We start from the raw sequence: 25,500 nt of genomic DNA, 5'->3' as shown, positions 1-25,500 counted from the left end.
TAGTTCCGGCCAACGTCGATGGGATCCCGCTCAACGCTCCGGCACGCTTGGCGTACCACGTACCGCGCTCATGCGCACCACGCCTGCCGGCAGCGGGCCGGCATCGGCTTCGCCATGGACCAGTTCCCATGGCAGCGGATCACGAGCCGCTATGCTCGTGACATGTCCAGCGAGCATGGGCAGGCCAGTGGAAGCCGCTGGCAGTGCAGGTGCGATGATGCTGTCCGCCGGCATGGTGCTTAGGACCGGGGTCCCGTCGCGTGGCACCCTGCTGCGATCGTCCATGGATTGTGCGGAGGACATTACCGGCATGGCCAGCAGGATCGACAAGGCCACGTTGTGGAAGGTGCATCGCATCGCTGTCATTGGGGAAGCACGATGATGGAGAGGGATCCCTGAAGCACGCTGTTGCCATCGCCGAAGACCACGCCATTGGTCCCCAGGTTCTTGGCGGTGACCACCGAGTAGGTCCACGAGCCTGGAGGCACATCCACGATGGCCGTCATGCTGAAGTTCTCGATCGTGGTGACGATGCCGCCATTGTTCACCGCCAGCACGCGCTTGTATCCACCACCGCCAGGGAGCAGGGCCCCATTCTGCAGGATGACCACATCGGCGCTGGTATAGCCCGTGGTGGCCGCGCTCAGGGTCTGCATGCCGCCACCCAAGGTGATATGGACCCGGCTGGGCACATCCACGGTAACGACCTGTGTCAGGTCGGGCACGTTGATGAACGTGTTGTTCACCGTGACGGTGATGCCACTGTTGGTGTAGCGTTGGTAGGTGGCCGGGGTGGTGCAGAGCCTCAGCCAAACGGTGCCGTTGAAGAACCAGAACCCATCCAGACCATCGGTCTGGTAGACCAACAGACCCGTGGCGGGCGCCGCGATGGCGGTGCGCTGGGCGGCCGTCATCCGGGGGGTGAGCAGGCCTGAAGTGGTGCTGCTCACATCCAGCATGGCCGAAGCCGCAGGTGCCGCTCCGGTGGCATTGATGCCCACATTCTGGGCATGTGCTCCGCCAACCAATATCAGGCATATGAGGAGGACGGTAGGGCGCATGGGCTTCATGCTTTGGAATGTTGAACCTACACCAGTTGCGGTGCCAAGTCAACGAAGGGTCCGCCCGGGACCAGGATCACTCGCGTTGGCCGCCCAACGCACCCCGTGTCGCCTCCACGTTCACTGGCGTCTCGTACTTCGGCGCGGGTTGCCAACGTCCGCGGTAATCCACTTCACGCGTTCCATTCGGTCCGCTGAGCGTTTCGTTGGCGCGCTGGGCCACCACGCTCCACGCGAAGGGCGCATTGGAGGCGCCGTTCATCAACTCCACCACTTCGAAGCCCTGCGCGCTCTTGTTCGTCACATACACCCCGTTGCATTCACCCTCGAGTTGCACGAACACCTTGATGGGATGCTCGCTGTCAACCAGGATGTTCTTGCTGTAGATCGGGTCGAAGGAGATCCTGGCGCGGCCGTTCACCAGTTGGCCCATGCCGTGGTCCTGGAACAGGGCGTCCGGCGCTTCCGGGCATATCAAGGCTACGGACCGGTCTTCGAGGTCCTTCACCACCGTGCCCACCAGGCCGGTGCCGAGGATCTTCCAGTAGCCGGGGTTCCATAGACCCACATTCCATTGCGCCCCGAATGCATCCTGCATCAAGGCGGCCTGGCCCACACCGCCGGTGGTGTAGAAGTGGTAGGTGGAGGTGGTGAAGCCCGTGAAGGCACCACCACTGCCCGCTGGCATATAGAAGGATACCAAGTTGTTGCCGGCGCCCACCACCGCTGTCCCATTCACATTGAGGTTGCGGCCCCAAAGGCCGAATCCGTTCGGACCGCCCGCCTGGCCATGAACGCCATCCCAATCTCCAGCGGCGACCCCATAGATCGCCGTTGGCAAGCCGGCGGAAGCGGCGACATGGAACTGATAGCCAGCCGGTGGCGCTGCGTTGTTCACGCTCACCTGGCCATTCGCCTGGATGCGCATGCGCTCCAAGCCTGTGGTGGAAAGGCCCAAGATGTTGGCACCGATGCGGTACATCCCCAAGTTCGTGTTCGCGCCCCAGCTATAGAAGGGCAGGGCCGCCGTGCCATCGGCCATGGCGTGCACCTGGTTGGCGTTGGGGATGCGGAAGCGCTCCACGGCGTTGGTGGAGAAGCCCAGCGTGCTGGCCAGGGGGCGGAAAATGCCCGTGTTGTTGTTGGCGCTCCAAGAGTAGATGGGCAAGGCGGCCGTGCCATCCTGGAAGGCCCACAGGCGGCCACCGGTGCCCGCCGCACCGCCTGTGCCGGTGCTGATCTCGAAGCGTTCCAAGTTGTTGGTGCGCAGGCGCAATGCCACGTTGTCCGTGGTGCCCAGGAAATTCGTCGCCGCCACCGTGCCCGCGTTGCCAAGCAACTGCCAGGCGACGCCGTCTTGGGCGAAGCGCACCCATTGTGCGCCACCCCAATAGTAGTAGCCGGGGCTTACGGCCGTGAGCCCGGCGCCGGCCGTGTTGGTGTTGTACACCAGCAGCGAGGCCGCTGGCCCCACCACAGGGGCGGCCACGTTGGTGGCGGTGAGGGCGATGCGGGGCACGAGCAGGCCCTGCTTGGCGTTGGCCGGCAGGGCGGTCACATCGATGTCCAGCATGGCTGATGCGGCAGGGGCGGCCCCATTGGCGTTGATGCCCACGTTCTGGGCCAGCGCATACAGGGGCAACAAGGGGAGCAGGAGCAGAGCAACAGGGCGGAGCATGGAGTGATGGCGGCGCTATGGACGCCACGCTGTGAAGACGTTGCAAGCCCCCTTCAGGATGCCCGGCCAACCGGAATAGAAGTTCAGGGCCGTTCCGCAGGAATACCGTCGCTGAAGACGCCTTCGGCCACTTTCCATTGGCCGGCCATGGGCCCGGCCGGAACGCGCATGCCCACAGGGGTGGCTTTCGCCACATCGTAGCCATAGGTGTCCCAATCCGTTGGCCAGTAGTGGATCGCACGGGGGTCGGGGCGGTTCCTGGCTTGGGCGGCAGCGGGTTCATGCTCCGGTTTGAGCCAAGCCGGCCCGGGAGCTTGCGGGAATCGACCTTCTCCGAATCCTGTTCTGGGCTTCACCACCAGTTGGTAGTCGATCGTGCCACTGTGCTGCCCGCCATTCAACTCCACGAGGTCGAAACCTGTGGCGGTCCGGTTCGTGATCGCCACACCATTGAACTCGAGCATGTCCACCGGCGTGCAGAAGACCCGTACGGGATATTCCTCCGTGACCATGATGATGCTGGCCAGGATGGGGTCGAGGTCAACATGGGCCTTTCCATCTTCCAGGCGAACGGTGCCATAGTCCTGGTACCAATATTCTGGTGCTTCCGGTGCGGTGAGCATGATCCGGCCATGATCGGGTGTGGGAATGATCTCACTCACGGCATTGGTCCCGGTGATCTTCCTGTTGATGCCGCCCACCGAGGTGCCCACATAGGCGAAGGCCTGCGACAAGCCAGCATAAGTGAAGCTTTCGAAGTAGCCACCTGCCCTGGTGGTGGTATTGGTGAAAGCGAATCCTGTCACGCCGAAGGCATCCTGGTTCTGTGCGTTCGCCACGCCGTCCACACCGACGGTATAGCCCGGATTTCCCGCTGTGGCGGCGCGGTTGCTGTATCCCCGGCTGGCGATCTGATACCCCCCGAGCACTGCACTTGTCACGTTCAGTTGGGCATAGATGCCCGGCGGATTGAAGGTGGCCGTGTTGTTCTGCACGTAATTGTAGTTGGCTATCCAGACATCGGAGAAGCTGATGTTGGCGGCCACCGTGGCGGCCCCGGTGCTTTGGCTGAACGTGCTCGTGTAACCGGCCGTGGGGTTGTTCGCATATACCCCGGCGCCTTGAAGGGTCTGTGCGGGAGTTCCGAAGACGATGTTGGTCTCGCGTCCCAGATAGCCGCCCACGTTGTTGCTGTGCCCGAAGATGCCGTCGGCGATGGGGCCGGAACTGACCTCCAGCATGGCCAACGGCACGGTCACGCCGATGCCCACCCTGCCCGTGTTGCCGATAACCCGCACACGTTCCAGATTGTTGGTGCGCGTCACGAAGTCGACGTTGTCCGTGGTGCCGATGAAATTGGTGGCTGGCGCCGTGCCCGCATTGCCCAGCAACTGCCAGGCGACACCATCCTGGGCGAAGCGCACCCATTGCGCGCCATCCCAGTAGTAGTAACCGGGGCTAACACCGGTGAGGCCCGCACCGGCCGTGTTGGTGTTGAACACCAGCAACGATTGCGCTGGCGCCACCACAGGGGCGGCCACGTTGGTGGCGGTAAGGGCGATGCGGGGCACGAGCATACCCTGCTTGGCATTGGCCGGCAGGGCGGTCACATCAATGTCCAGCATGGCCGAAGCGGCCGGGGCCGCCCCATTGGCGTTGATGCCTACGTTCTGGGCGGCCAGCGATACCGGCACGGCCAATAGCAGGGCGAGACTTGTGAGGCGCATGGGGTATGGCGGGCTGGGGGCGTGTTGGTAGCAATGGACGTCACCATCGAAAGTTAGGATTCCCGGCGATGAAAGGCCATAGCGCCCGCAGAGAAGTTGCGCAATTGGGATACCGCTCGGCGGCAGGCTGGAAGAGAAAGCCCCGCTTGGTCTTCCAAGCGGGGCTTTGCTGCCGGAGTCAGCGTCGGTGATCAGTCCCGCGGGGCCGACTCATCGCCCTTGCCCATGCTTTCCCTTTGCTTCCTGGGATCGATCTGGTCCGTTGGTACTGTCTCAGTATTGATGATCTCCTGGATACCCTCGATCGGCTCCGGAGCGGGTTGTTCGGGCAGCACTTGTATCTCCACGGTTGTATCACCCGCTATCCCCGTGGTCAGTGACTTCATGCGCTCTTTCACACGCTCGGAAGCGCTCGGTCCACGGGTCTGCAGTTCCTGCGTCGTCATAGCAGCGGGTGACATGGCGGGGGAGAAACGCTCCTCCGCATAGTTCCATGGGGCACCCGAGGGCGAGATCACATTGGCGCGGTTGGCCGTCACGGTCCAGTAGAACTTGGCATTGGAAGAGCCGCCCATGAGTTCCACCACCTCGAAACCGTCGGCTGTTTCGTTCGTCACGTAAACCCCATTGCAGTCGCCACGCAATTGAACGAACACACGCAAGGGGTGCTGGTCGTTCACCAATATGTTCTTGGAGTAGGAGGGGTCGAGCGCGATCACGGCGCGGCCATTCACCAACTGTCCGGTGCCATAGTCCTGGAAGAGATTCTCAGGCGCTTCGGGCGCGGACATCAGGACCTTCCTGCCCTGCACATCTTCGATGATGGTGTTCACGGTGCCGACGCCCTCGATCTTGCGGGGCACGTTGTCCACCGCGGCCACGTATGCGAATACATCAGGTGCGGCGTCTGGGCCGCTGGCAAAGTAGCCACCAGTGCGTTCAACAGTTCCTGCTACACCAGTATTCGTGTTGGTCGCGAAGCCATATACACCCATGCGGGTGCCCGTTCCCGCCACGCCACTTCCTTGCACTGGAATGAAAGCTGTTGGCACTCCATTGCCCGCTCCCACTGCACCTACGCCATCGGCTACAGACGTGGCTATGCTAAAAGAACCCAACCACTCACCCAATCCCAGCACACCCCAGCCATTCACGGGCAATGCCTCGCCGACTACACCTATTCCGTCCACACCCAGTGCCCGGCCGTCCAAACCGGTTCCCAAGGCATTGGTCGCTACGCCCAAAGCGCCCACCAAGGTGCCAGTGAAGGCACCACCACTGCCATCCACCATCGTTACGGTCGCTGCAGGGGCGATGTTGTTGCCCGCACCCACCACGCCAGTACCGTTGAGGGCTGCAGTTCCGAGGCCGTAGGCGCCAACGGCAGTTCCATTGAAGGCGCCGCCGCTGCCGCCGCCCCACAGGGTGAATACCCCAAGATTGTTGCCCACACCCACGACACCTGTGGGGGTGGCTCCAGTGGTGGCCGCGCCGAAGGCACCGACAGAGGTGCCGCTGAAAGCACCACCAGCGCCGGTACCAAGCGTGAAGAGCGCATTGTTGTTGCCTGTGCCGATCACACCGATCCCTGTCGCCACGGTTTGGGCACGACCGTAAGCACCGATCGCGTTGCCAGCGAAGAAACCGCCGGCGCCGGTAGCGGGTGCGGCCACCGCCAAGTTGTTGCCCATGCCGGTCACGCCGGTACCGCTCGCGAGCGTGGTAGCACGTGCATACGCGCCCACTGCGGTGCCGAAGAATTGGCCACCACCACCAGTGGGCAATACTGTTGCGACAGTGGCATTGCCGATACCAAGAACACCGGTTCCGTTCGCTGCGCTATTTCCGACACCATAGACCCCGAAACCAGCTGCACCTTGAGCTACCCCGAATGAACCGACACCGAAGCCATTGAAGGTACCTCCGCTACCGGCAGGCAGATACGTGAGGGCTGCGACGTTGTTGCCAATGCTGAAAACACCTGTGCCTGTGGCGCCTGCATGTAGAGCATAGACCGGAATGCCATTCAACAGCCCACCAGCCGCACTTCCCATATACGCCAAGCCAAAAACGCCATGGGCACCAATGGCCGCGCTGGGGAATGCTTCACCCCAAACACCTGATGTACCGGCAACAGGGCCGCTGGTGCCGACGACACCATAAGGGAGTGCTCCGAACCCAACTCCGGAAAGAAGATCACCTGCGAACATCGGGGCCACGCCTGGTGCCACCACCTGGCCGTTGGCCATGATCCGCAGGCGCTCCACGCTGGTGGTCGAGAACCCGAGCACGTTCGTGTTCTGCCGGAACATGCCCATATTGGTATTGGTCGTCCAACTGTAAGCTGGCGCTATGGCAGTACCATTGCCGAAAGAGCGCAGTTCACCTGTTGTCGCGAGTTCGAATCGTTCCAAGTTGTTGGTGCGCAGGCGCAAGGCGATGTTGTCCGTGGTGCCCAGGAAGTTGGTGGCCGCCACCGTACCCGCATTGCCCAGAAGCTGCCAAGCGGGTCCCACATCCGCATCATTCAGCAAGCGGCGCCACCGCGCGGAGGGCGTGTCCCAGTAATAGTAGCCGGGTGTCACCGCGTTGGGAGCGGCGCCTGCGGTGGCGGTGTTGAACACCAGCAGGCTGTTGACGACGCCGGCGCCAATGGGGATGTTGCTCGCGGCACCGCTCGTCAATCCGATCTGTGGGATGCGCACGCCGCGGTTGGTGGATTGCACGTCCAACTGGGCAGGTGCCACTGGAACGCCGTTGACACCCACCTGGCCGGCGGCTTCCACCATGATCCGCTCGATGTTGTTGGTGCGGATGCGGAAGGCCACGTTGTCCGTGGTGCCCAGAAACTGTGTGGCCGGGGTGGTACCCGCGTTGCCGGTTAGGCGCCAGTTGTCACCATCGCTGGCGAAGCGGATCCAGCGCGCCAGAGGAGCGTCCCAGTAATAATAGCCTGGAGTCACCGCGTTGGGTGCGACGCCCGCCGTGGCCGTGTTGAAGATCAGCAGCGAATTGGCCGGGGCCACCACAGGCGCTGCCACGTTGGCTGCCGTGAGGGCGATGCGCGGCACCAACAGACCGCGTTTGTTGGCGGCAGGCAGTGCCGTCACGTCCACGTCCAGCATGGCTGAGGGTGCCGGCGCGGCACCGTCAGCATTCACACCCACGTTCTGCGCACGCAGCAACGCAGGGGCACACAGCGCGAAGATCAGGAGGAGTATCGGTAGACGCATGGGGAGATGCATGTTGTGATCTTGAGGGAGGGCGGAACGGGACTTTTCCAAGTAGCGAAGGTAGCTATGGGACCGATCCGCTGATGGCGGTTGGAACCGTCCAAATTGCTAACCAATGTTCATGGGCTTTGGTTCACCCGGTGGGCGGAACCCGCAGGCTACATTCGCCCCCATGAGCTTCGGCAGGGTTGACGCGGCTTTCCTGAGCGCCTTGCGGGCTGTCCTGGGCGAAAGGGGGGTATTCTCGGATGCCGGCACCCGGGAGCAATACGGGCATGACGAGACGGAAGACCTGAACCACCCCCCCGAGGTGGTGGTGCGGCCCCGCGATGCCGCGCAGGTGGCGGCCGTGGTGCGCCTGTGTGCCGAATGGAAGATACCGGTAACACCGATCGGAGGCCGAACCGGGCTCAGTGGTGGCGCCCTGTCTGTACATGGCGGCGTGGGCCTGGCCCTGGACCGTATGGACCGGATCCTGTCCATCGACACGGACAACCTGCAGGTGACCGTGCAGCCGGGGGTGATCACCCAGGTGCTCCAGGAAGCCGTTGCGGAGAAAGGCCTTTACTACCCGCCCGACCCCAGCAGCCGGGGTTCCTGCACCATCGGTGGCAACCTGGCCGAGAACGCAGGCGGGCCGCGGGCGGTGAAGTATGGCGTCACCCGCGACCATGTCCTGAACCTGGAAGTGGTACTGCCCGATGGTGCCATCATCCGCACCGGCGCCAACACCTTGAAGAACGCCACCGGCTACGACCTCACCCACCTGATGGTGGGCAGCGAGGGCACGCTGGGCATCATCACCCAGGCGGTTTTGAAGCTTGTGCCCATGCCAGCGCATCGCCGTTTGTTGCTGGTGCCCTTCCCCAGCGCGGTCAAGGCCTGCGAGGCGGTGGGGGCCGTGTTCCGCGCGGGCATCACGCCCAGCGCCATGGAGTTCATCGAGCGCGACGCCATCGCCTGGACCATGCGCCACACCAGCGACCTGCCTGCCTGGATCTCCACCGATCCGGCGGCTTACCTGCTGGTGGAGGTGGATGGCAACCATCCCGCCACCTTGGAGGAGGAGTGCGTCACCATCTCAGGTGTCATGGAGGCCCATGGTGGAGGGGAGGTTCTCTTCGCGGAAAGCAGCTCGGAGCAGGAGGCCCTTTGGCGCATGCGGCGCAGTGTGCCGGTAAGCGTGAAGGCGCACAGCGTGTACAAGGAGGAGGACACCGTGGTGCCACGTCATGAGCTGCCCCGTTTGCTGGAAGGGGTGAAGGCGATCGGCGCTCGGTACGGCTTCCAGAGCGTGTGCTACGGCCACGCCGGTGATGGAAACCTGCACGTGAACATCATCAAGGGCGACCTGGACGACCACTTTTGGGAGCACCGGCTGCCCGAGGCCATCCGCGAGATCTTCCAACTCACCGTGTCGCTGGGTGGCACGCTCAGTGGCGAACACGGCATCGGGCTGGTGCAACGGCCTTACATGGACATCGCCTTCGATGCGCGCCAGCTCGCTTTGATGAGGGCCATCAAGCAGGCCTTCGATCCGCAGGGGATCATGAACCCCGGCAAGGTGCTGCCCTGAGATCAGGCCTGGTCAACCGTGGACACCAGCGCGTTCAGCGAGGGATGCAGCGACATGCCGTCTGGCACGTTCATCGGTTCCGTCCGGGCCAATTGGGCACCCGCGATCCAGAACTTGATCCTGGGGTCGGGCAGGTCCGCGCGCAAGGCCGTCAAGTAGGCGGGTACTTCGGAGACGGGCGGGTCGGCCATGAGCACCGAGACCAGCACCAGTGGACCCGTGAACATGGCGGCCACCTGCCCCAGGTCCGATCGTGGCACGCTCTGGCCGAGATAGATGGTGCGGCACCCTTTGGCGCGCAGCAGGTAGTTCAGGTAGAGCAGGCCCAACTCATGGATCTCGTTCTCGGGCAGGTAGAGCACATAGGTGGGACCCGCACCCGCAGCCTGCATGGGCAGGGCATCCGTGGCCACGATCAACTTGTGCCGGATGATGTTGCTGACGAAATGCTCCTGCGCGGGGCAGATGGCATTGGCCTGCCACAACAGGCCGATCCGCTCCAACAGCGGCACGAAGACACGCTCCACCAAGGCCCGAAAGCCATTCGCCTCGCGAAACTTCGAGGCCACGCTGTCGAACATCACCTCGTCGAATCCCAGCATGGCCACTTTCAGCATCTCCACGGTGCCATCGTCCTGTCCGCTGGCCGCCGCCATTTCGCGCACCAGCAGGTCGCGTTCCCCGGGGCTCATGGCTGCGATCTTGGAGATCTTGTGGCCGTGCCGGTTCAGGAAGGCCACGTTCAGGATGGACTTCAACTCCTCCAGCCCGTAGGTGCGGATGTTGGTATCCGTGCGATCGGGGCGCAACAGGCCGTAACGCTTCTCCCACATGCGGATGGTATGGGCCTTTACGCCGGAGAATTCCTCCAGGTCGCGGATGTTGAAGCGGTGCAGGTAGAGTCCCATCAGGCTCGGCGAATGTAGACCGTTCGATCCCAGTGTTCCAATGATCGAACAACACGGGCTAAACGTCAAAGGATCGTTTCTGTTCACACCGGTCGGAAAGAAGGAAGGGCTCCGCTGGTGCGGAGCCCTTCCGGATGGTTCGCTTGAAGAGGGGGATCAGCGAACGATGTTCACAGGCATTGCGCGGGCGGTATCGTTGGCCAATACCCGCAGGATGTAGGTGCCGTTGGCCAGTCCGTTCACATCCATTTCCACTCGGCTATCGCCGCGGGCGATGCTGCCGTCCACCGTGCGCACGATGCGTCCACGGCTGTCCGTGAGTTCGATGCGGGCCTGGGCGCTGGCCGTGGCGTCAAGATCGATGAAGAGGCGGTCGTTGGCCGGGTTGGGCCACACCTGCAGGCCGTTCAGCAGGTCGGCCGCATCATCGATGCCCGTGCTGAGGGGCAGGGCCACCAAGGGACCACCGGCGGGCAGGGCCACCCACAGGCCGAACTCCGCACCATTGCTGTTGTTGGCCGGGTTCAGGAAGCCGGAAGCCAGCACGGTGAGCGCCGCACCTTGCAGACCGAGGGTCGACAGGGGTGCCTGGTAGCTTACTACTGGCGTGCCATCAGGCAACTGCACTTGGAGCACATAGTCGTTGGTGGGTACTTCGAGATAGCCGTCGAAATCACCATAGCTCAGGTCCTGCACCAACAATGCACCGCCCAACAGGGCGGTCTCGGCCACCTGCACGGTGGGCGCGTCGGTGCTGCCGTGGAAGACGAGCACGTCCGTGCCGGTACCCTGCGCGGTCTCACGCCCGGTTGAAACATAGATGTCGAACGGAATGGCGGGGTTGTATCCGGCCGGGCTCACAATGCCGTTGGCCACCAGCACGAAGGTGCCACCTGCGGGCAGGTTGTAACTGAAATTGGCGATCGCGTCCTGCGGGCCGCTGCTATTGCCGGGGGCGATACCCACAGTGAGGTCCACGGTGCTGGGCAGGTCGATGAAGGGCGTGGCGGTGCGGAAGGCGAAATCGTTCACCGCGAGGGCACCATTGACATAGACATCCACCAAGGCGGCAGCGGCATCGGCACTGTTGTGGACCACCTGCACACGGGCGGGCGCTGGCGTGGCGGCGGCCGGCAATGCCACCAACGGACCACCGGAAGGCAGCGCTACAAAGAGGCCGAAGCCCGCGCCGCCATTGTTATTGGCCGGGTCCAGGAAGCCGGAGGCCACCACGGTAAGGGCGGCGCCGTTCAATCCCAGCGAGGCCAGGGGAGCGGCATAGGCGGCCACTATGGCGCTGTTATCGGCGGTGCGCACCTGCAGGGTGAAGTCGGCCGTGGGCACTTCCAGGTAGCCTGCGAACTCACCATAGGCGAGATCGTCGATCAAGGTGCCGTTCACCACGGCGGCTTCGTACACGTCCACCGTCGGCGCATCGGTGCTGCCGTGGAAGACGAGGACATCGGTCCCAGGGCCTTGGGCGTTCTCGCGTCCTGCGGAAACATAGATGTCGAAGGGAATGGTGGGGTTGTATCCAGCGGGGCTCACAATGCCGTTGGCCACCAGCACGAAGGTGCCACCCTCGGGCAGGTTGTAGTTGAAGTTGGCGATCACATCCTGCGGTCCGGTGCTGTTGCCGGGGGCGATACCCACGGTGAGGTCCACCGTGCTGGGCAGGTCGATGAAGGGCGTGGCGGTGCGGAAGCCGAAGTCGTTCACCGCGAGCGCACCATTGATATACACATCAACGGACGCGGCAGCGGCATCGGCGCTGTTGTGAATCACCTGCACACGGGCGGGTGCGGGCGTGGCGGCAGCCGGTAGTGCCACCAAGGGACCGCCGGAGGGGAGGGCCACATAGAGACCGAAGCCGGGGCCATTGTTGTTGTTGGCAGGGTCCAGAAAGCCGGAGGCCACCACGGTGACCGCGGCGCCGTTCAGACCGAGTGCGGCCAGGGGAGCGGTGTAGGCGGCCACAATGGCGCTGTTGTCGGCGGTGCGCACCTGCAGGGTGAAATCGGCCGTGGGCACTTCCAGGTAGCCTGCGAAGTCGCCGTAGGCGAGATCATCGATCAGGGTGCCGTTCACCACGGCGGCCTCGTAAACGTCCACGGTCGGTGCATCGGTGCTGCCGTGGAATACCAGCACATCGGTCCCAGGGCCTTGGGCGGTTTCGCGTCCTTCGGCCACATAGATGTCGAAGGGCGTGGCGGGGCTGTGGCCGGCCGGACTTACGATACCGTTGGCCACCAGGACGAAGGTGCCACCATCGGGCAGGTTGTAGTTGAAGTTGGCGATCACATCCTGCGCGCCGCTGCTGTTGCCGGGGGCGATGCCCACGGTGAGGTCCACGCCGGCGGGCAGGTCGATGAAGGGTGTGGCCGTGCGAAAGGCGAAGTCGTCGATCGCCAGTGCGCCATTGATATATACATCCACTTGGGCGGCGGCGGCGTCCGCGCTGTTGTGGATCACCTGCACGCGGGCGGTCTGGGCCAGCAGCAGGGTGGAGGTGAGGAAGGCCGTCATCCAGGTCAGTGTTCTCTTCTGTCTCATCGGTTCAGGGTTTACAGGTTCGTGTGCAAGACATGTGGAGAACCCCGGACGCTGCCTAAATGTTCAATGTATTAGACAAAAAGTTGAACAAAACAGACGAATGGCCATGTAAGGAGGATGGGCACGCCCATGGCGGTCCATCCCAAAAGCACGAAACCCGGCCATGGCCGGGTTTCGTGGGAGGTAGGGAGCGAAACGCCTACCTGAAGAGGGTCAGGTGGCCTGCGAAATTGTAGCGGTCGCGCTTGATCGCGTCGACCACATCGGCTTGATAGACGTAAACGCCGTCGGGCATGAGTTGGCCACCGATGGTGCCGTCCCAGCCTTCCCAGGGATCGCGGGTCTCGAAGAGGAGCAGGCCCCAGCGATCGTAGATGCGCAGGTGGTAGCTCTCCAGGTCCACCACATTGGCCACGGGGATCCACACATCGTTGATGCCATCACCATTTGGAGTGAAGGCATTGGGCAGGTAGAACACATGGTCTTGCGGCTTCAGGTGCGCGATGATGGTATCGGTCTCCCAGAAGGTGACCGCCAATTGGGCGCGGGTGCTGTCCGCAGGCACATACATGTGGTTCTCCACCGTCCAGTGCAAGAAGTCGTAGTACAGGGCCGGCACCACGTGGAACTGTACCTCCATGCCTTCGGGCACTTCCACGATCACGGGCAACTCCTCGTAGAGCACCCCATCGAAAACGATGGAACCGCTCTTCTCGGGGGTCACATTCAGCATCACCTCGTACTTGGTGGGCGGGATGAAATGGGCCACGATGCTGTCCACCCCGAAGAACTCGGCCGTCACCAGCGAATCGTTCATGGATGGTTGGATCGTGGTGCTGCCGAAGACCTCCCAGTGGCTGAAGACCCAGCCTTCATCGGGCAAGGCCTCCAGTGTGGCCTCGATACCGCCGTAGTAGACGCCTGTGAAGGGATAGGTGTCCGGGGTGATGGAGTTGATGCGGATGCGCCCGCTTTCCGGCGGGTCCACATTGAAGACCATGTCATAGGGCCCATCCAGGTCATAGCAGTCGATCAGGCCCTCTTGTATGGCGGTGCAGCGCTGTTCGATGAAGGTCCGCAAGGTCTGCACGTTGGCCTGCCAGCCGGCCATGCTGCCTCCCCAGCGTGCCACTTGACGGGGCATCTCGGGTTCGATGATGGCGATAAGGCTGTCCAGGAAAGGCAGCCACTGGTCGCAGCTGTACGCTGTATTTCCCAAGTCGATGTAGCGGTTCACATACCAGTTCTTGAACTCGGGCTGCTCTTCCAACAGCTTGGTGGCGATCACTGTATGGCCCTGGCCTCCGGGGTTCGGCAGGTTCTCCGCATTGCAGGGATCGGCGTCGGGGCTGGTGTCCGGGATACCGGTGTAGTTCACATAGTGCCCGAAGCTGGCGTCCATGTCCCACAGCGCATAGCGCCAGCGGCGGCCATCGCCCAAGGGGTTCATCCCACGCCACCAAGCGGTGTTCCAGTTGAGCCAGTCCTTGGACACGATGTAGCTGTTGAGCATGATGTAGTCGATCAGGCTCTTCCAATTGTACTGGCTCTTCACGTAGTCCCACGCGGCCTGGTCGCCCATATCATTGGTGGCGATGTAGTTCCGCAGGGCGTTCCAATTGGCCATGGCCTGGCCTTGGCCATACTCTTCCCAGGTGCCGCCCCAGGTCTTGAGGAAGTACAGGTCGTTACGTTTCTGATCATAGTAGTACTCGGTGAAATCGGGGTCGTCCACCTTTTCACGCACATCGTACACCCCCCAGTATTGGCCGTTCACATACAGGATGCAGGGTTCATAGCTCCGTTCGTCCAAGTAGAAATCGTTCACCTGGCTGTGGGCCATCACGAAGGCGTCGCGGATGTGGGCGCCGCCGGAGAAAGGGTAGTTGTCGTTGGCCGCGGCCTTGAACATCACGCGCTGATATTGATCTCGGGACTTCGTGCGGAAGATGGGGTAGTGGAAGCCATCGTTGTAGCCGAACTGATCGCGCGAGATGTAGTCGATACCGCGCTGCCCATAGGCCCAGGAGTCGTTGCCATGCTTGTTCGCGTCGCCCACTGTCTTGTCGCGCAGTTGGCCGTCCTCGCCATAATATTCGGCCGTGGTCACCGGGCGCAGACCCGCGTTGCCATTGAACAGGCCCAGCACATCGGCGTTGCCGGCCAACGAGTAGACCGGTATCGTATGGCTCTCGTTGATGAAGTAGGTGAAGAACTCGATGAAGCTGGGTGGGATGCCGGGGTCGTTGGAGAAGACACCCGCTCGCAAAACGGTGGTGGTGTTGATGTTGATGGGACCGCCGTACAGCGCGCTGGCGGCGGTGGGCGTAGAGCCGTCCAGCGTGTAACGGATCTGGGCGTTGGGTTGGATGGTGGAGATGCTCACGCTCACCGGACCCGCATAGAAGCCCCCGGGCGGATCGAAGACGGGCTTCTCGGCGTAGTAGGGACTGGGGTTCGCGTTGGCGGCGCCCGGCGTGGGCGTGAGGAAGATGTCCCAAGTATTGGCGCCATCGCTGGTGCGGCCCCAACTGTGGTTGGTCTTCACCGGCTGTTCGATCTTGAAGTTCGTGACGATGTCTCCAGCAGGCGTGGTCAGCACAGCGCGCTCACCTTGGGTCTGGCTGATGCGGAAGTTGGTGTGGTGCACGTTGCCCACGGACACATCGTTCCCGGAGCACCAGACGATGAGATAGCCGTTGGCCGCGATGGTGGCCCCCGCAGGGAATTGCCACTTCATGTTGTTGTTCTGGCTGTCGCTCAAGTACCAGCCACCCAGGTCGACCGGTGCGGCCGTGGTGTTGAACAACTCCACCCAATCACGGTATTCCCCGAAGTTGTCCTGGATCAGGGTCCAGTTGGCAGAAGTGACCTCGTTGATCACCACCTGGGCGCGCAGGGGCAGGGCACAACACAGTCCGATGGCAGTGGAGAGCAGTAGTTCCTTTCTCATGGTAGCGTAGGGGGTTCCAGGCAGGTCGGTGCAAGTTAAGGCAATGTTCCCTCACGAAGCCTTGACGCTTAGGGTCTTCCTTGGGTTCCCTAACAGCGATCGTGAACGGATCGTTCACGTGACGTTGTCCAAGTTGTCCACGTCGCCTGGACCCCCCAAAAAAAGATCCAACCCGGGTGTTTCAACCCTTCGCCGAGAGGTCCTGGTCCGCGTACCAGCCGGTATCAATGTCCAGCGCCAACTTGGTGTGCAGGGTGATCTGGCCTGTATGGTAGCTCATGTGCTCCACCACATGCACCAGTATCGCGGTGCCCGTTTCTTGGAAGCCCTGCACCCGCCAGGTGGCCGCCAGGTCGGGATCGGTCAGGCTCGATATCGTTCCCATGGCGGCGTCCAACACGCTATCGAAGGTGCGTTTGAGGTCGGCGATAGGGAGGGGCTCGGTCTCGGCGAATTCCGTGTCACGGTCCCGCGTATCGGGCCTGTTGCCCAGGGTGGTGGTGATCCATTGCCCCACGTTGCCGGCCAGGTGCAGCACCAAGTTGCCCACCGTTGGCGTGTTGGCGTTGGGCCGGTGCCAGGCACGTTCCTCGCCCAGCAGGTCCAGACAGCGGTGGATGCGTTGGCGGCTTTCCTCCAGTCGTCGCAGACTTTCCTGTTTCAGCTGTTCGCTCACGGACATGCCGCAAGGTATCGCCCCCGCCATACTCTTGGAATGAAGAAAGGCGGCCCTGGAGCCGCCTTTCTACTCACAGTTGTCACGGGACCATCAGGCGGCCTTCGCCTTGGGCTTGTAGCCACTGCCGATGTGTTCGTCCAGGAATTTGTCCATGGCCTCATAGAACTCGAACCGGTTCTCCTCATTGCGGAAGCCGTGGCCCTCATTGTCCTTCACCAGGTACTGCACCTCCACGCCGCGGGCGCGCAAGGCCTCCACCACCTGATCGCTCTCGTCCTTGTTCACGCGCGGGTCGGTGGCACCTTGGGCGATGAAGAGCGGGCAGCGGATGTTCTCCACATGGAAGACCGGTGACACCTCGCGCAGCAGCACACTGTCGGCCACGGGGTCGCCCACCATCTCGTACATCATCTTCTTGAAGGGTTCCCAGTAGGGGGGCACGGTGTTCATGAAGGTGAACATGTTGCTTACGCCCACATAGTCCACGGCAGCGGCGTACAGTTCCGGCGTGAAGGTGATGCCCGCCAGCGTGGCGTAGCCGCCATAGCTGCCGCCATAGATGGCCACGCGGTCCGGGTCGGCGATGCCTTCGGCGATGAGCCACTTCACCCCGTCGGTGATGTCGTCCTGCATGGTGCGGCCCCATTGCTTGAAGCTGGCTTCCCAGAAGGCGCGGCCATAGCCTGTGCTGCCGCGGAAGTTCATCTGCAACACGGCGTATCCACGGTTGGCCAGCAACTGCACCTCGGGGTTGAAGCCCCACTCATCGCGTGCCCAGGGCCCGCCATGGGGGTTGATCACCACCGGCAGGTTCTTGGCGGCGCGGCCTTTGGGCAGGGTGAGGTAGCCGTGGATGGTCAGCCCGTCGCGGCTCTTGTACTGGATCGGCTTCATCTCGGCCATCTGCGCGGGGTCGATCCAGGGGCGCAGGTCGGCCACCTTCTCCAGTTCGCCGGTGGCGGTGTCATAGAAGTAATAGCTGCCCGGGTCGCGGTCGCTGCCCGCCCATACCATGAACATGGTCTCGTCGTCGTTCTCCCCATAGAACCAGTACTCCAGGTCCTTGAACTTGGAGGCCACCTTGTCGTAGCGGGCCTTGGTCTCCGCATCCAGGAAGTGCCGCTGCTCCTTGGCGCCGGTCCAGGTGACCATGGTGGGCACCTTGCGCTTGCGGCTGTAGTTCAGGCCATAGACGTCGTTGTCCTTGTTGGCGAAGATCTCCTCCACCTCCCTGCCTTCGGCGATGTCGTACACCACAATGGCCGTCTTGTCCCGCCCATTGAGGTTGCTGCTGGCGTAAAGGTTCTTGTTGTCGAAGGTGAAGAACAGCGGCTGGAAGCTGTCCTTGAAACTGGTGCGCATGAACTCTTTGAAGGGCTCCTTCTCGGAGGCGCGGTGGAACATCACTTGGTCGGTACCATCGGTCTTGTAGGCGATGCGGATCGTGCCGGTGTGGTCCGTGAGCCAGCCTTCGTAGTTCTCCACATTGGCATAGAGCGGCTTGATCTCGCCGGTGTTCACGTTCACCAGATAGGGATCGAAGACCTGCGGGTTGCGCTGGTTCATCTGCACGATGATGTGCTGCTCGTGGCCGGGGATGTTGTGCAGCACGTCCAGGGTGCCGGCGCGCACGCCCTGTTGCGGGGTCAGGGCCTTCACATCGCCGCCATCGATGGCGGCGCTGAACACGATGAAGTTCTCATCGCCATTGATGTCGCGGCTGTAGATGATGCGATCGCCCTTCCAGAAGTAGCCGCCCACATCGCGGATGGTGTCACGCGTCACCTGCACGGCATCACTGCTGCCGCGGGCCTGCACGAAGATGTTCATGCGGTTCTTCCACGGTGCCCGGTAGCTGATGTACTTCCCATCCGGGCTGATGCGGAAGCTGGCCTTCTCAGGGTTCTTGAAAAGGTCCTTCATGTCGACACGTGGCGGTGGGGCCTCCGCCATGGGTTGGGCGCTGTCACCGCAGCTGTTCAGCGAGATCATCACTGTGGCCGTGATGGCCAGACCTGCCAAGCTCGATCCGAAGTTCATGGGCATGGAATGAAAGGTTTCCGCAAAGGTCAGTCGCGCAGGCCCGGATCCACGGTACGATCCATGAACGGCACAATGCTGTGACGGACCGTTGGGTCAGGGCCGCCGTGCGAAGCGGTACACCCACACTTTGTGCATGGCCTCCACACTGTCCACTTGCGCGTAGTTCGCCCGCAGGGCGCGCTTTACCGTGGCATCGGGGTCGGTCAAGGCGGCCCAGGCATCCACCAGCACCAGGGTGTCCCACGCTTGTGGGCCGAACGGCAGATCGTCCGTGTTGTGCACCGCATGGATGCCTCGCTCCCCGAGTGCGGCGCGCAGGTCCCGGGCATCGCGCAGCAGCGTAGAGTCCAGATGCCAGGCGTAGGTATGGTCAAAAAAGGGTGGTTGGATCAGCACAGGACCGCTGTCGCGCCAGTCCTCGGCCATGTCCACCACAGCGCTGGGCCTTCGGCCATGGCCCTTCCAAGGTTCGAAGGTCGCCGCCATGGCCAGCACTACGGCGGTGGCGGCCACGAGGGACATCCGGCCGGGCATGGCGGCCACCGCGCATCCTGCCAGGATGGCGAATCCCGGCGCGGCGAAGACCAGGTAGCGGTCCAGATACACCGGAAGCCAGAAGGAAAGCAGGAACATGCCCAGCAGCGGCACCATGGCCCACACCAGGCCCAGCGCCAGTCCGGTTCCCCGGCCCTTTGTGCGCCATAGTGCCATGGCGATCAGCAACAGCAGCCCGATGGCCACCACCGGCATGTTGCTCCACCGCCACACCATGTTGTACACCTCCTCGGCAGCAGGCGCGGCGAGCCAGGTGCCGCCGATGCTGTCGCCCGCCCGCCGCAGGGTGATGCCCGCGTAGGGCAGGTAGGCGGCCACCACCGCCAAAGCGATGCCCCATGGTGATGCGCGTGGCCTGAGTTCCTTGATGAGGAGCATGCACAAGCCCTGCAGCCCCACCACCAGCCAGCCGAAGAAGTGGGTGTACACGAGCAGCACGTTCACCACCAAGGACCATCCCCGAGCACCCGGCTTCCCATCCGCCATGCGCACCAGCTGCCAGAAGGCGGCCACGGTGAGCAACATGAACAGGGCATAGGCGCGCACTTCATGGGCGTATCCATAGAGGTGCTGGTTCAGGGTGAAGATGGCCGCGGCCGAGATGGCGGCGATCGTGCCCGCTTGCCGCCGCGCGAGCAGGAAGAGCGGCCAAACGGTGAATGCGCTGGCCAGGGCGGATGGCACACGCAGCCAGCCCGCATCCAGCGGCACCCAGGGTGCCCAGGCCCGCATCAGCAGGAAGTGGAGCGGCGGGTTGTTCTCCGTACCCAGCATGGCCACGAAGTCGGCCCAAGGGCGGAAAGCCTGGTACACCGTGAAGGGCTCGTCGTGGGCCAGCTCATCGCGGCCCAGCCACAGGAGCTTCAGCCCCAGACCTACGAGCACGAAGGCCCATAGAAAGGTCCGGTCCCTTTGAACCATGTGTGCACAGGTCAATGGCCGGTGAAGGTCGGTGTTCGGCGTGGAGCGCCAAGCGATCACCTCACACCGCGCGATGCATCAAATAGTGCGGCCCGATGCCCGGGATGTCGAAGCGATCGCCTTCGATGATGAACCCCAGTTTCTCATAGAATGGAACCGCCACCAAACGGGCGTTGCACCATAGGCGGTCCGCATGTTGGGCCTTCAGGTGTTCCAAGGCGAAGAGCAGCAGTTTGCGGCCGGCGCCCTGCCCTTGGAAGTCTGGGTGGGTGGCCATGCCGCGCAACCGGAACTGTTTCCAACCGCTGAGCGCGGGATGCTTTTCCGGATAGAAGGATGCCACGGCGATGCGGTGCTCACCGATCTGGGCGGCCAGGTGGAAGGAGCCCTCCAGCCGGTCGTTGGCCCAATGGACATCCTCCTCGGTTCCACCGGGACGCAGCACTTTCAACCGCAGCGGATAGGTGTCTGCCGTTCTGATGAAGCGGATGCGCATGGGGCCGGGAAGACGCGGAAGTTAGCGGGGCGGAAGTACGAAGGTCAACGGAGGGAGGTCCGGCGATAGGCTTCCAGTGCGGCGATCAACCGATCGGCGTCCGAACGGGCCTGTGCCATGGCTTGGGCGCAATCGCGTCCGCCCGGTGACAATGCCGCAATGGTGCGCTGGTCGCCCGCATGGTCCACCATGACGTGCAGTTCGCTACCACAACCTGCGGCCGGTGCCGTCACCGCGTGGGCGTGCGCCTGGCCGAGGTGGTTCCATGCCACGGACTCTTCCTGCGCCGGCCAGGGCAGAGCAAGGGTGCCAAGCAATGCCGGCCGCTCGCGGACCAGCAGCCCATCAGGTCGGACATGGCTGCTGCGGGGGGGCAGGAAAAGGGCGGCATACAGGCCCCAGAACGCGGCGAGCACGATGCCGATGCGCGCCCACCGCACCGCGTGTGTCAAGGGCACGGCCGCCCCTGTGAGGCGCGCCACCACGCCGGCCAGTGCGGCGGTCATTGATGCGATGGCGACGGCGGCCACGCCGGCCAGGGCCAGCCGGCCGCCGATGCCCGAACCGGCCGCGACCAACACCTCACCGCCCACGAGGTAGCCGTCCTGGAAAGCCTCGGCGGCATCGGCGATGATCGGGTCGGTGCTGGTGCGCCAGAACCTGAAAGCGGCCCAATAGACGGCGCGGCCCAGCAGCGTCAGCCCCGCTCCGATCATCAGGAACTGGAAGGCCTCACGGGCGTTGTCGTCCAGTCCGGCGCGCATGGCCATGGGCCTATTTGAGATAGCGCAGGTCCTGGTCGGGGCGCAGGGCGCGCAGGCTGGCATAGATCAGCCGTACCACCTGTTCCACATCCGTGCGGTGCACCGTTTCCACAGTGGTGTGCATGTAGCGCAGTGGCAGGCTGATGAGCGCACTGGGCACACCGGCGGCGCCGTAGGCGAAGGCATCGGTGTCGGTGCCTGTGGCGCGGCTTGCGGCCAGGCGTTGGAAGGGTATCTTCTCCTTTTCGGCGGTGCGCACGATGTGGCGCAGCACGTTGTTGTGCACCGCGGGCGCGTAGCTCACCACGGGCCCCTGCCCGCAGGCTATGTCACCACTCTGCACCTTGCTCATCATCGGGGTCTGCGTGTCGTGCGTCACATCGGTCACGATGGCCAGGTCGGGTTTGATGCGTTCCACGATCATCTCCGCGCCACGCAGGCCCACCTCCTCCTGCACGCTGTTGGTCACATACAGGCCGAAGGGCAGCTTCACGCGGTTCTCCTTCAGCAGGCGTGCCACCTCGGCGATCATGAACCCGCCGATGCGGTTGTCCAACGCGCGGCCCGTCCAGCATTTGCCGTTGAGCACCATGAACTCGTCCTCGTAGGTGATGGGGCAGCCCACGTGTATGCCGAGCTTCTCCACTTCATCCTTGCTGGATGCGCCGCAATCCAGGAAGATGTTCTCGGTGGTGGGGGTGATCTCCGTTTTGCCGTTGCGCACATGGATCGCTGGCCAGCCGAACACGGCCTTCACCACGCCTTTGTCCGTATGGATGTTCACACGTTTGCTGGGCGCGATGATGTGGTCGCTGCCGCCATTGCGGCGCACGTAGATGAAACCTTCCTTGGTGATGTAATGCACGTACCATCCGATCTCGTCGGCGTGCGCCTCGATCACCACCTTCCATTTCGCCTCGGGGTTCACCACGCCCACCACGGTGCCATAGGGGTCCACGAAGTGCTCGTCCACGAAGGGTCTCACGTATTCGAGCCAGAGCTTCTGACCGTCGCTCTCGAAGCCGGTGGGCGAGGGGTTGTTCAGGTAGCGTTCCAGGAAGGCCATGGAGGCCCCGCTGAATATCGTTTTGCCGCTTTTCTTGGCCATGGGAGAGGCGTGCGTTCTGGTTCCGCGCGGGCCAAAGCTACCAAGCGGCCGGAGAGGGAACCCTGCGGGGCCGTCGCCGTATGAACCGCACCTTCAGCAGGATACCCCTCAACGAAAAGACCATCGCCATGCAGCATTCCCTCAAGGCCCTGACGGTCCTGGTGCTCGCCACCATGGCCGCCACCAGCGCCATGGCACAGGCCGATGCGACCACCGCCAAAAGGGTCCAGGATCTCATCCGCAAGGCCGACAAGTACGCCCAGAGCGGGGTGATCGAATTCGTGCATGCCGAAACGATCTACGGCGAAGCGCTGGTCCTGGCGCCCGACCATGCCGAGCTCAATTTCAAGATGGGCCTCTGCCAGTTGAACGGTCCCTACCGCCACCAGGCCCTCCCATATTTCGAGAAGGCCCGCGAACTGGGTGCCGAGCCGCAGCGCATCCACTTCCTCACCGGCTATGCCTACCAGCTCAATGCCCGTTGGGAAGAGGCGGTGGCCGCCTATGAGAAACACCGGCTGGCCTACAATCCGCAACCTGGAGACGATCCCCTTTATGGCCTGGCCAACAAGCGCATCGCCGAATGCCGCAACGGCCAGCGCTTCGCGGGGCGTTCCGCACAGGTGATGATCGAGAATCTCGGTGAGGCCATCAATTCCATGCAGGCCGACTACGGTGTGCTCCCGCACGCTGATGGTGCCACGATCCTCTTCACTTCGCGCCGCCCCGGCCCCACCGCCAAAGTGAACAAGGCCACACGTGAGTATTACGAGGACATCCACATCAGCAGACTGGTGGATGGCAGGTGGAGTGATGCGTTCGCCCTGGCTCCGCCGATCAACGGTCCCGGGAACGACGCCAGCGTGGGCATCGACGTGGAAGGCCGAACGCTCCTCATCTACCGCGACGACAAGGGCCATGGCGACATCCTTCAGAGTCTCTGGGACGGGAATGCCTGGCAGGCGCCCCTGGCGCTGGGCCTTCACATCAACACCAAGCATCACGAGAGCAGCGCGTGGATCACCACCGACAGGCAGTGGATCTACTTCGTGAGCGACAGGCCGGACGACAACGTGGGCGGGCAGGACATCTACCGCAGCCGCTGGGACGAGACCACCAGCGACTGGGGCATGGCCGAGAACCTGGGCCCCGATGTGAACAGCATGTACGACGAGGATGGCGTATTCGTCACCCCCGACGGCGGCACCATCTACTTCAGCAGCAAGGGCCATGACAGTATGGGCGGCTACGACATTTTCCGCAGCACCCTGGTGGATGGCCGCTGGACGAAGGCCGAGAACCTGGGCTGGCCGATCAACTCGCCGGACGACGACCTCTTCTTTGTGCTCTCCGCGGATGGCACTACGGGCTGGTTCAGTTCCGTGCGTGCCGGAGGCCTGGGCGAGGACGACATCTACCGCGTGTCCTTCGCCACGGAGCACGAGGACACCGCCACACCGGCGCGCTGAGGCACGATAGCTTCGTGCCCACGAAGCGCATGCCGTCCGACCATCTTCTTCCGCACCGCACCGCCGATGGGTCCTTCACGCTGCGCCACGCGCAGGTGGGTGAACACTACCACAGCCTGCATGGGGCCGTCACGGAAAGCACGCACGTCTTCATCCGGGCGGGTCTGGAGCACGCGGGCGAACACCGGGTGGACGTGCTGGAAGTGGGCTTGGGAACGGGATTGAACCTGCTGCTCACCTGGATCCGCTGCTTGGAAGGCAAATGCGTGGTTCGTTACACCGCGCTGGAGCCATACCCTTTGGAGGAGGCCGTCCTGCACCGGCTCGCCCATGCGCAGGACCTTGGTTGGCCTGGCCTGCACGATGATCTCATCCGCATGATGACCGGACCGCTGGGCGTGGGACAAGAAGCGGAAGGAGGTCTGGAGTTCACACGATCGTCCACGGCTGTGCAGGATCTCGAAGCGCGGGAAGCTTTCGATGTGGTCTACTTCGATGCCTTCGCGCCGAACAGCGCGCCGCACATGTGGACCCTCGATGTCTTCCGGCGGATGTGGGCCTGTCTTCGCCCGTCCGGCGTCCTGGTGACCTATTGCGCCAAGGGTGAAGTGCGCCGCACGATGCAGGCGGCGGGTTTCGCCGTGGAAAGGCTGCCCGGCCCGCCGGGGAAACGCGAGATGCTCCGCGCCACGAAACCCTTTCCTTAGAGCGCCAGCATCCAACACCTCGACTTCCCAACCCTCCACCTTTGCTGACACTCCGCGCATACGGCCTGTTGATCCATGAAGGGAAGGTGCTGGTCGCCGATGAACTGATCAAGGGCCGTCGCATCACGAAATTCCCCGGTGGCGGGTTGGAGCATGGGGAGGGATTGAGGGATTGTGTGATACGGGAGATCCGCGAAGAGATCGGTGTCGAGGCATTGGAGGTGCTGCATTTCTACACCACCGACTTCTTCCAGCAAAGCGCCTTCCACAGCACGCCCATGCAGGTGGTGAGCGTGTACTTCACTTTCCGTGTGGAGGATCCCAGGTCCATCGCCGTGGTGGCCGAGCCGTTCTCCGGCATCACCGGACCGGGCGATCGGGAAGTGTTCCGCTGGATGGCCGTCGGCACCCCGGCGGAGGAAGCCGTCACCCTGCCGATCGATCGCCTGGTGTGGGCGATGTTGCGGGGGCGTTGATCACGCGCCGAGTCTGCGTACCACGAGGCTTTCCACACGCCGGTAGAGATCCTCCGGCTCCTGCGTACGCCACCGAAGCGCGTTCAACTGACCGCCCAGCAGGAAGTACTGGTCGATGTTGGCCTGCTGCAGATCGGCAAGCACGTGTGGCCGGAAGTTCAGCAGGGCGATCCAGCCGTCGCGGTCGGAGGCCTCGTCGAACCACTCGCTGTAGTACTCCTCGTCACTGCTGTGGAAGTTCAGCACGTTCTCGCCGATGAGGATGAATTTGCCGATCCCCTCCGCCATCATCGGTTCGATGTGGTCGCGTTTCAGGAACATGATGTCGTTGCCCAGCAGGTCGTTCCATTCACCGATGAATTCCAGGATGGCATAGCCCTCGTCGTAGTCGGCGAAGAGCAGTTTCACGTACAGCGTTTCGCTCCCGATCTCATCCCACTGCGGGTGGATGGCGTGGTCGTACACCGCGTGGGTGTAGAACAACTCGCTGTGCTCCCGACCGAAGAAGGGCGAGCGCTCATCCTCCTCGGCCATGTAGCGGTGCCGCCAGTTCCAGAAGGGCTCGATGTCGTGCATGACCGTTGTGCCGATGC

The 25,500-nt window shown here is 63.1% G+C and carries 19 protein-coding genes; 4 read left to right on the top strand and 15 right to left on the bottom strand.

The features are described 5' to 3' along the window. Positions 1-30: 30 nt before the first annotated feature. The 5 genes from KIT10_05610 to KIT10_05590 all read right to left on the bottom strand — a co-directional run bounded on the left by KIT10_05610 (position 31) and on the right by KIT10_05590 (position 7,699). The gene (locus KIT10_05610) at positions 31-366 is read right to left on the bottom strand and encodes a hypothetical protein (protein ID MCW5898729.1); all 336 of its coding nucleotides are present in this window, start codon (positions 364-366) and stop codon (positions 31-33) included. Next, positions 363-1,061, bottom strand: a complete 699-nt coding sequence (locus KIT10_05605; protein ID MCW5898728.1) for a hypothetical protein — start codon at positions 1,059-1,061, stop codon at positions 363-365. Before KIT10_05605 ends, KIT10_05610 begins: the two co-directional genes overlap by 4 nt. Positions 1,062-1,137: 76 nt before the next feature. Beyond that, on the bottom strand, positions 1,138-2,739 hold the full coding sequence (locus KIT10_05600) for a hypothetical protein (protein MCW5898727.1): 1,602 nt from the start codon (positions 2,737-2,739) through the stop codon (positions 1,138-1,140). 83 nt (positions 2,740-2,822) lie between these two features. Next, positions 2,823-4,466 carry a hypothetical protein gene (locus KIT10_05595; GenBank protein MCW5898726.1) on the bottom strand — a complete coding sequence of 548 codons (1,644 nt, stop codon included), beginning with the start codon at positions 4,464-4,466 and terminating at the stop codon, positions 2,823-2,825. 191 nt (positions 4,467-4,657) lie between these two features. Then, a complete protein-coding gene (locus KIT10_05590) occupies positions 4,658-7,699 on the bottom strand; it encodes a hypothetical protein (protein MCW5898725.1) in 3,042 nt (1,013 codons plus the stop codon). 172 nt (positions 7,700-7,871) lie between these two features. Here KIT10_05590 and KIT10_05585 point away from each other — a divergent pair, with 172 nt between their 5' ends. Then, the gene (locus KIT10_05585; GenBank protein ID MCW5898724.1) at positions 7,872-9,275 is read left to right on the top strand and encodes an FAD-binding protein; all 1,404 of its coding nucleotides are present in this window, start codon (positions 7,872-7,874) and stop codon (positions 9,273-9,275) included. Positions 9,276-9,277: 2 nt separating this feature from the next. On the opposite strand, the gene KIT10_05580 is transcribed toward KIT10_05585, so the two are convergent. The 9 genes from KIT10_05580 to KIT10_05540 all read right to left on the bottom strand — a co-directional run bounded on the left by KIT10_05580 (position 9,278) and on the right by KIT10_05540 (position 22,255). After that, positions 9,278-10,183 carry a MerR family transcriptional regulator gene (locus KIT10_05580; protein ID MCW5898723.1) on the bottom strand — a complete coding sequence of 302 codons (906 nt, stop codon included), beginning with the start codon at positions 10,181-10,183 and terminating at the stop codon, positions 9,278-9,280. Between the two features lie 156 nt (positions 10,184-10,339). Further along, a complete protein-coding gene (locus tag KIT10_05575) occupies positions 10,340-12,736 on the bottom strand; it encodes a DUF4397 domain-containing protein (protein MCW5898722.1) in 2,397 nt (798 codons plus the stop codon). 199 nt (positions 12,737-12,935) lie between these two features. Further along, positions 12,936-15,689, bottom strand: coding sequence for a CotH kinase family protein (locus KIT10_05570; protein ID MCW5898721.1), 2,754 nt, complete (start codon positions 15,687-15,689; stop codon positions 12,936-12,938). A 181-nt stretch (positions 15,690-15,870) separates the two neighbouring features. After that, on the bottom strand, positions 15,871-16,371 hold the full coding sequence (locus tag KIT10_05565) for a DUF1572 family protein (protein ID MCW5898720.1): 501 nt from the start codon (positions 16,369-16,371) through the stop codon (positions 15,871-15,873). Positions 16,372-16,458: 87 nt separating this feature from the next. Then, on the bottom strand, positions 16,459-18,360 hold the full coding sequence (locus KIT10_05560; protein ID MCW5898719.1) for a S9 family peptidase: 1,902 nt from the start codon (positions 18,358-18,360) through the stop codon (positions 16,459-16,461). 144 nt (positions 18,361-18,504) lie between these two features. After that, positions 18,505-19,887, bottom strand: a complete 1,383-nt coding sequence (locus KIT10_05555; protein MCW5898718.1) for a glycosyltransferase family 39 protein — start codon at positions 19,885-19,887, stop codon at positions 18,505-18,507. 61 nt (positions 19,888-19,948) lie between these two features. Further along, positions 19,949-20,383, bottom strand: a complete 435-nt coding sequence (locus tag KIT10_05550; protein MCW5898717.1) for a GNAT family N-acetyltransferase — start codon at positions 20,381-20,383, stop codon at positions 19,949-19,951. A gap of 44 nt (positions 20,384-20,427) precedes the next feature. Beyond that, positions 20,428-21,153, bottom strand: a complete 726-nt coding sequence (locus KIT10_05545; protein ID MCW5898716.1) for a hypothetical protein — start codon at positions 21,151-21,153, stop codon at positions 20,428-20,430. A 4-nt stretch (positions 21,154-21,157) separates the two neighbouring features. Next, positions 21,158-22,255 (bottom strand): M42 family metallopeptidase, encoded by a 1,098-nt coding sequence (locus KIT10_05540; GenBank protein ID MCW5898715.1) that lies wholly within the window; start codon positions 22,253-22,255, stop codon positions 21,158-21,160. 128 nt (positions 22,256-22,383) lie between these two features. Between KIT10_05540 and KIT10_05535 the strand changes: the two genes are divergently transcribed. From KIT10_05535 to KIT10_05525, 3 genes are read left to right on the top strand one after another with little or no spacing between them, the layout of a single operon-like run. Next, entirely contained in the window at positions 22,384-23,724 is a 1,341-nt protein-coding gene (locus KIT10_05535; GenBank protein MCW5898714.1) for a tetratricopeptide repeat protein, read from the top strand. A 29-nt stretch (positions 23,725-23,753) separates the two neighbouring features. Beyond that, positions 23,754-24,431, top strand: a complete 678-nt coding sequence (mnmD, locus tag KIT10_05530; GenBank protein MCW5898713.1) for a tRNA (5-methylaminomethyl-2-thiouridine)(34)-methyltransferase MnmD — start codon at positions 23,754-23,756, stop codon at positions 24,429-24,431. Between the two features lie 41 nt (positions 24,432-24,472). Beyond that, positions 24,473-24,907 carry an NUDIX domain-containing protein gene (locus tag KIT10_05525; protein ID MCW5898712.1) on the top strand — a complete coding sequence of 145 codons (435 nt, stop codon included), beginning with the start codon at positions 24,473-24,475 and terminating at the stop codon, positions 24,905-24,907. On the opposite strand, the gene KIT10_05520 is transcribed toward KIT10_05525, so the two are convergent. Then, positions 24,908-25,483: a hypothetical protein gene (locus KIT10_05520; protein ID MCW5898711.1), complete on the bottom strand. Its 576-nt coding sequence runs from the start codon at positions 25,481-25,483 to the stop codon at positions 24,908-24,910. It abuts the gene before it with no gap. Positions 25,484-25,500: the final 17 nt, after the last annotated feature.

The sequence above is a fragment of the Flavobacteriales bacterium genome (genome assembly GCA_026129465.1).
In the GTDB taxonomy this organism is placed as follows: Bacteria; Bacteroidota; Bacteroidia; order Flavobacteriales_F; family PHOS-HE28; genus PHOS-HE28.
This window is presented reverse-complemented; position numbering and strand designations above follow the sequence as displayed.

Coding starts and splice junctions, on each gene's coding strand:
- KIT10_05535 (MCW5898714.1), top strand. CDS start 22,384: ATGCAGCATTCCCTCAAGGCCCTGACGGTCCTGGTGCTCGCCACCATG.
- KIT10_05560 (MCW5898719.1), bottom strand. CDS start 18,360: ATGATCTCGCTGAACAGCTGCGGTGACAGCGCCCAACCCATGGCGGAG.
- KIT10_05610 (MCW5898729.1), bottom strand. CDS start 366: ATGACAGCGATGCGATGCACCTTCCACAACGTGGCCTTGTCGATCCTG.
- KIT10_05600 (MCW5898727.1), bottom strand. CDS start 2,739: ATGCTCCGCCCTGTTGCTCTGCTCCTGCTCCCCTTGTTGCCCCTGTAT.
- KIT10_05545 (MCW5898716.1), bottom strand. CDS start 21,153: ATGGCCATGCGCGCCGGACTGGACGACAACGCCCGTGAGGCCTTCCAG.
- KIT10_05550 (MCW5898717.1), bottom strand. CDS start 20,383: ATGCGCATCCGCTTCATCAGAACGGCAGACACCTATCCGCTGCGGTTG.
- KIT10_05520 (MCW5898711.1), bottom strand. CDS start 25,483: ATGCACGACATCGAGCCCTTCTGGAACTGGCGGCACCGCTACATGGCC.
- KIT10_05580 (MCW5898723.1), bottom strand. CDS start 10,183: ATGGGACTCTACCTGCACCGCTTCAACATCCGCGACCTGGAGGAATTC.
- mnmD (MCW5898713.1), top strand. CDS start 23,754: ATGCCGTCCGACCATCTTCTTCCGCACCGCACCGCCGATGGGTCCTTC.
- KIT10_05585 (MCW5898724.1), top strand. CDS start 7,872: ATGAGCTTCGGCAGGGTTGACGCGGCTTTCCTGAGCGCCTTGCGGGCT.
- KIT10_05555 (MCW5898718.1), bottom strand. CDS start 19,887: ATGGTTCAAAGGGACCGGACCTTTCTATGGGCCTTCGTGCTCGTAGGT.
- KIT10_05570 (MCW5898721.1), bottom strand. CDS start 15,689: ATGAGAAAGGAACTACTGCTCTCCACTGCCATCGGACTGTGTTGTGCC.
- KIT10_05605 (MCW5898728.1), bottom strand. CDS start 1,061: ATGCGCCCTACCGTCCTCCTCATATGCCTGATATTGGTTGGCGGAGCA.
- KIT10_05595 (MCW5898726.1), bottom strand. CDS start 4,466: ATGCGCCTCACAAGTCTCGCCCTGCTATTGGCCGTGCCGGTATCGCTG.
- KIT10_05590 (MCW5898725.1), bottom strand. CDS start 7,699: ATGCGTCTACCGATACTCCTCCTGATCTTCGCGCTGTGTGCCCCTGCG.
- KIT10_05565 (MCW5898720.1), bottom strand. CDS start 16,371: ATGTCCGTGAGCGAACAGCTGAAACAGGAAAGTCTGCGACGACTGGAG.
- KIT10_05575 (MCW5898722.1), bottom strand. CDS start 12,736: ATGAGACAGAAGAGAACACTGACCTGGATGACGGCCTTCCTCACCTCC.
- KIT10_05540 (MCW5898715.1), bottom strand. CDS start 22,255: ATGGCCAAGAAAAGCGGCAAAACGATATTCAGCGGGGCCTCCATGGCC.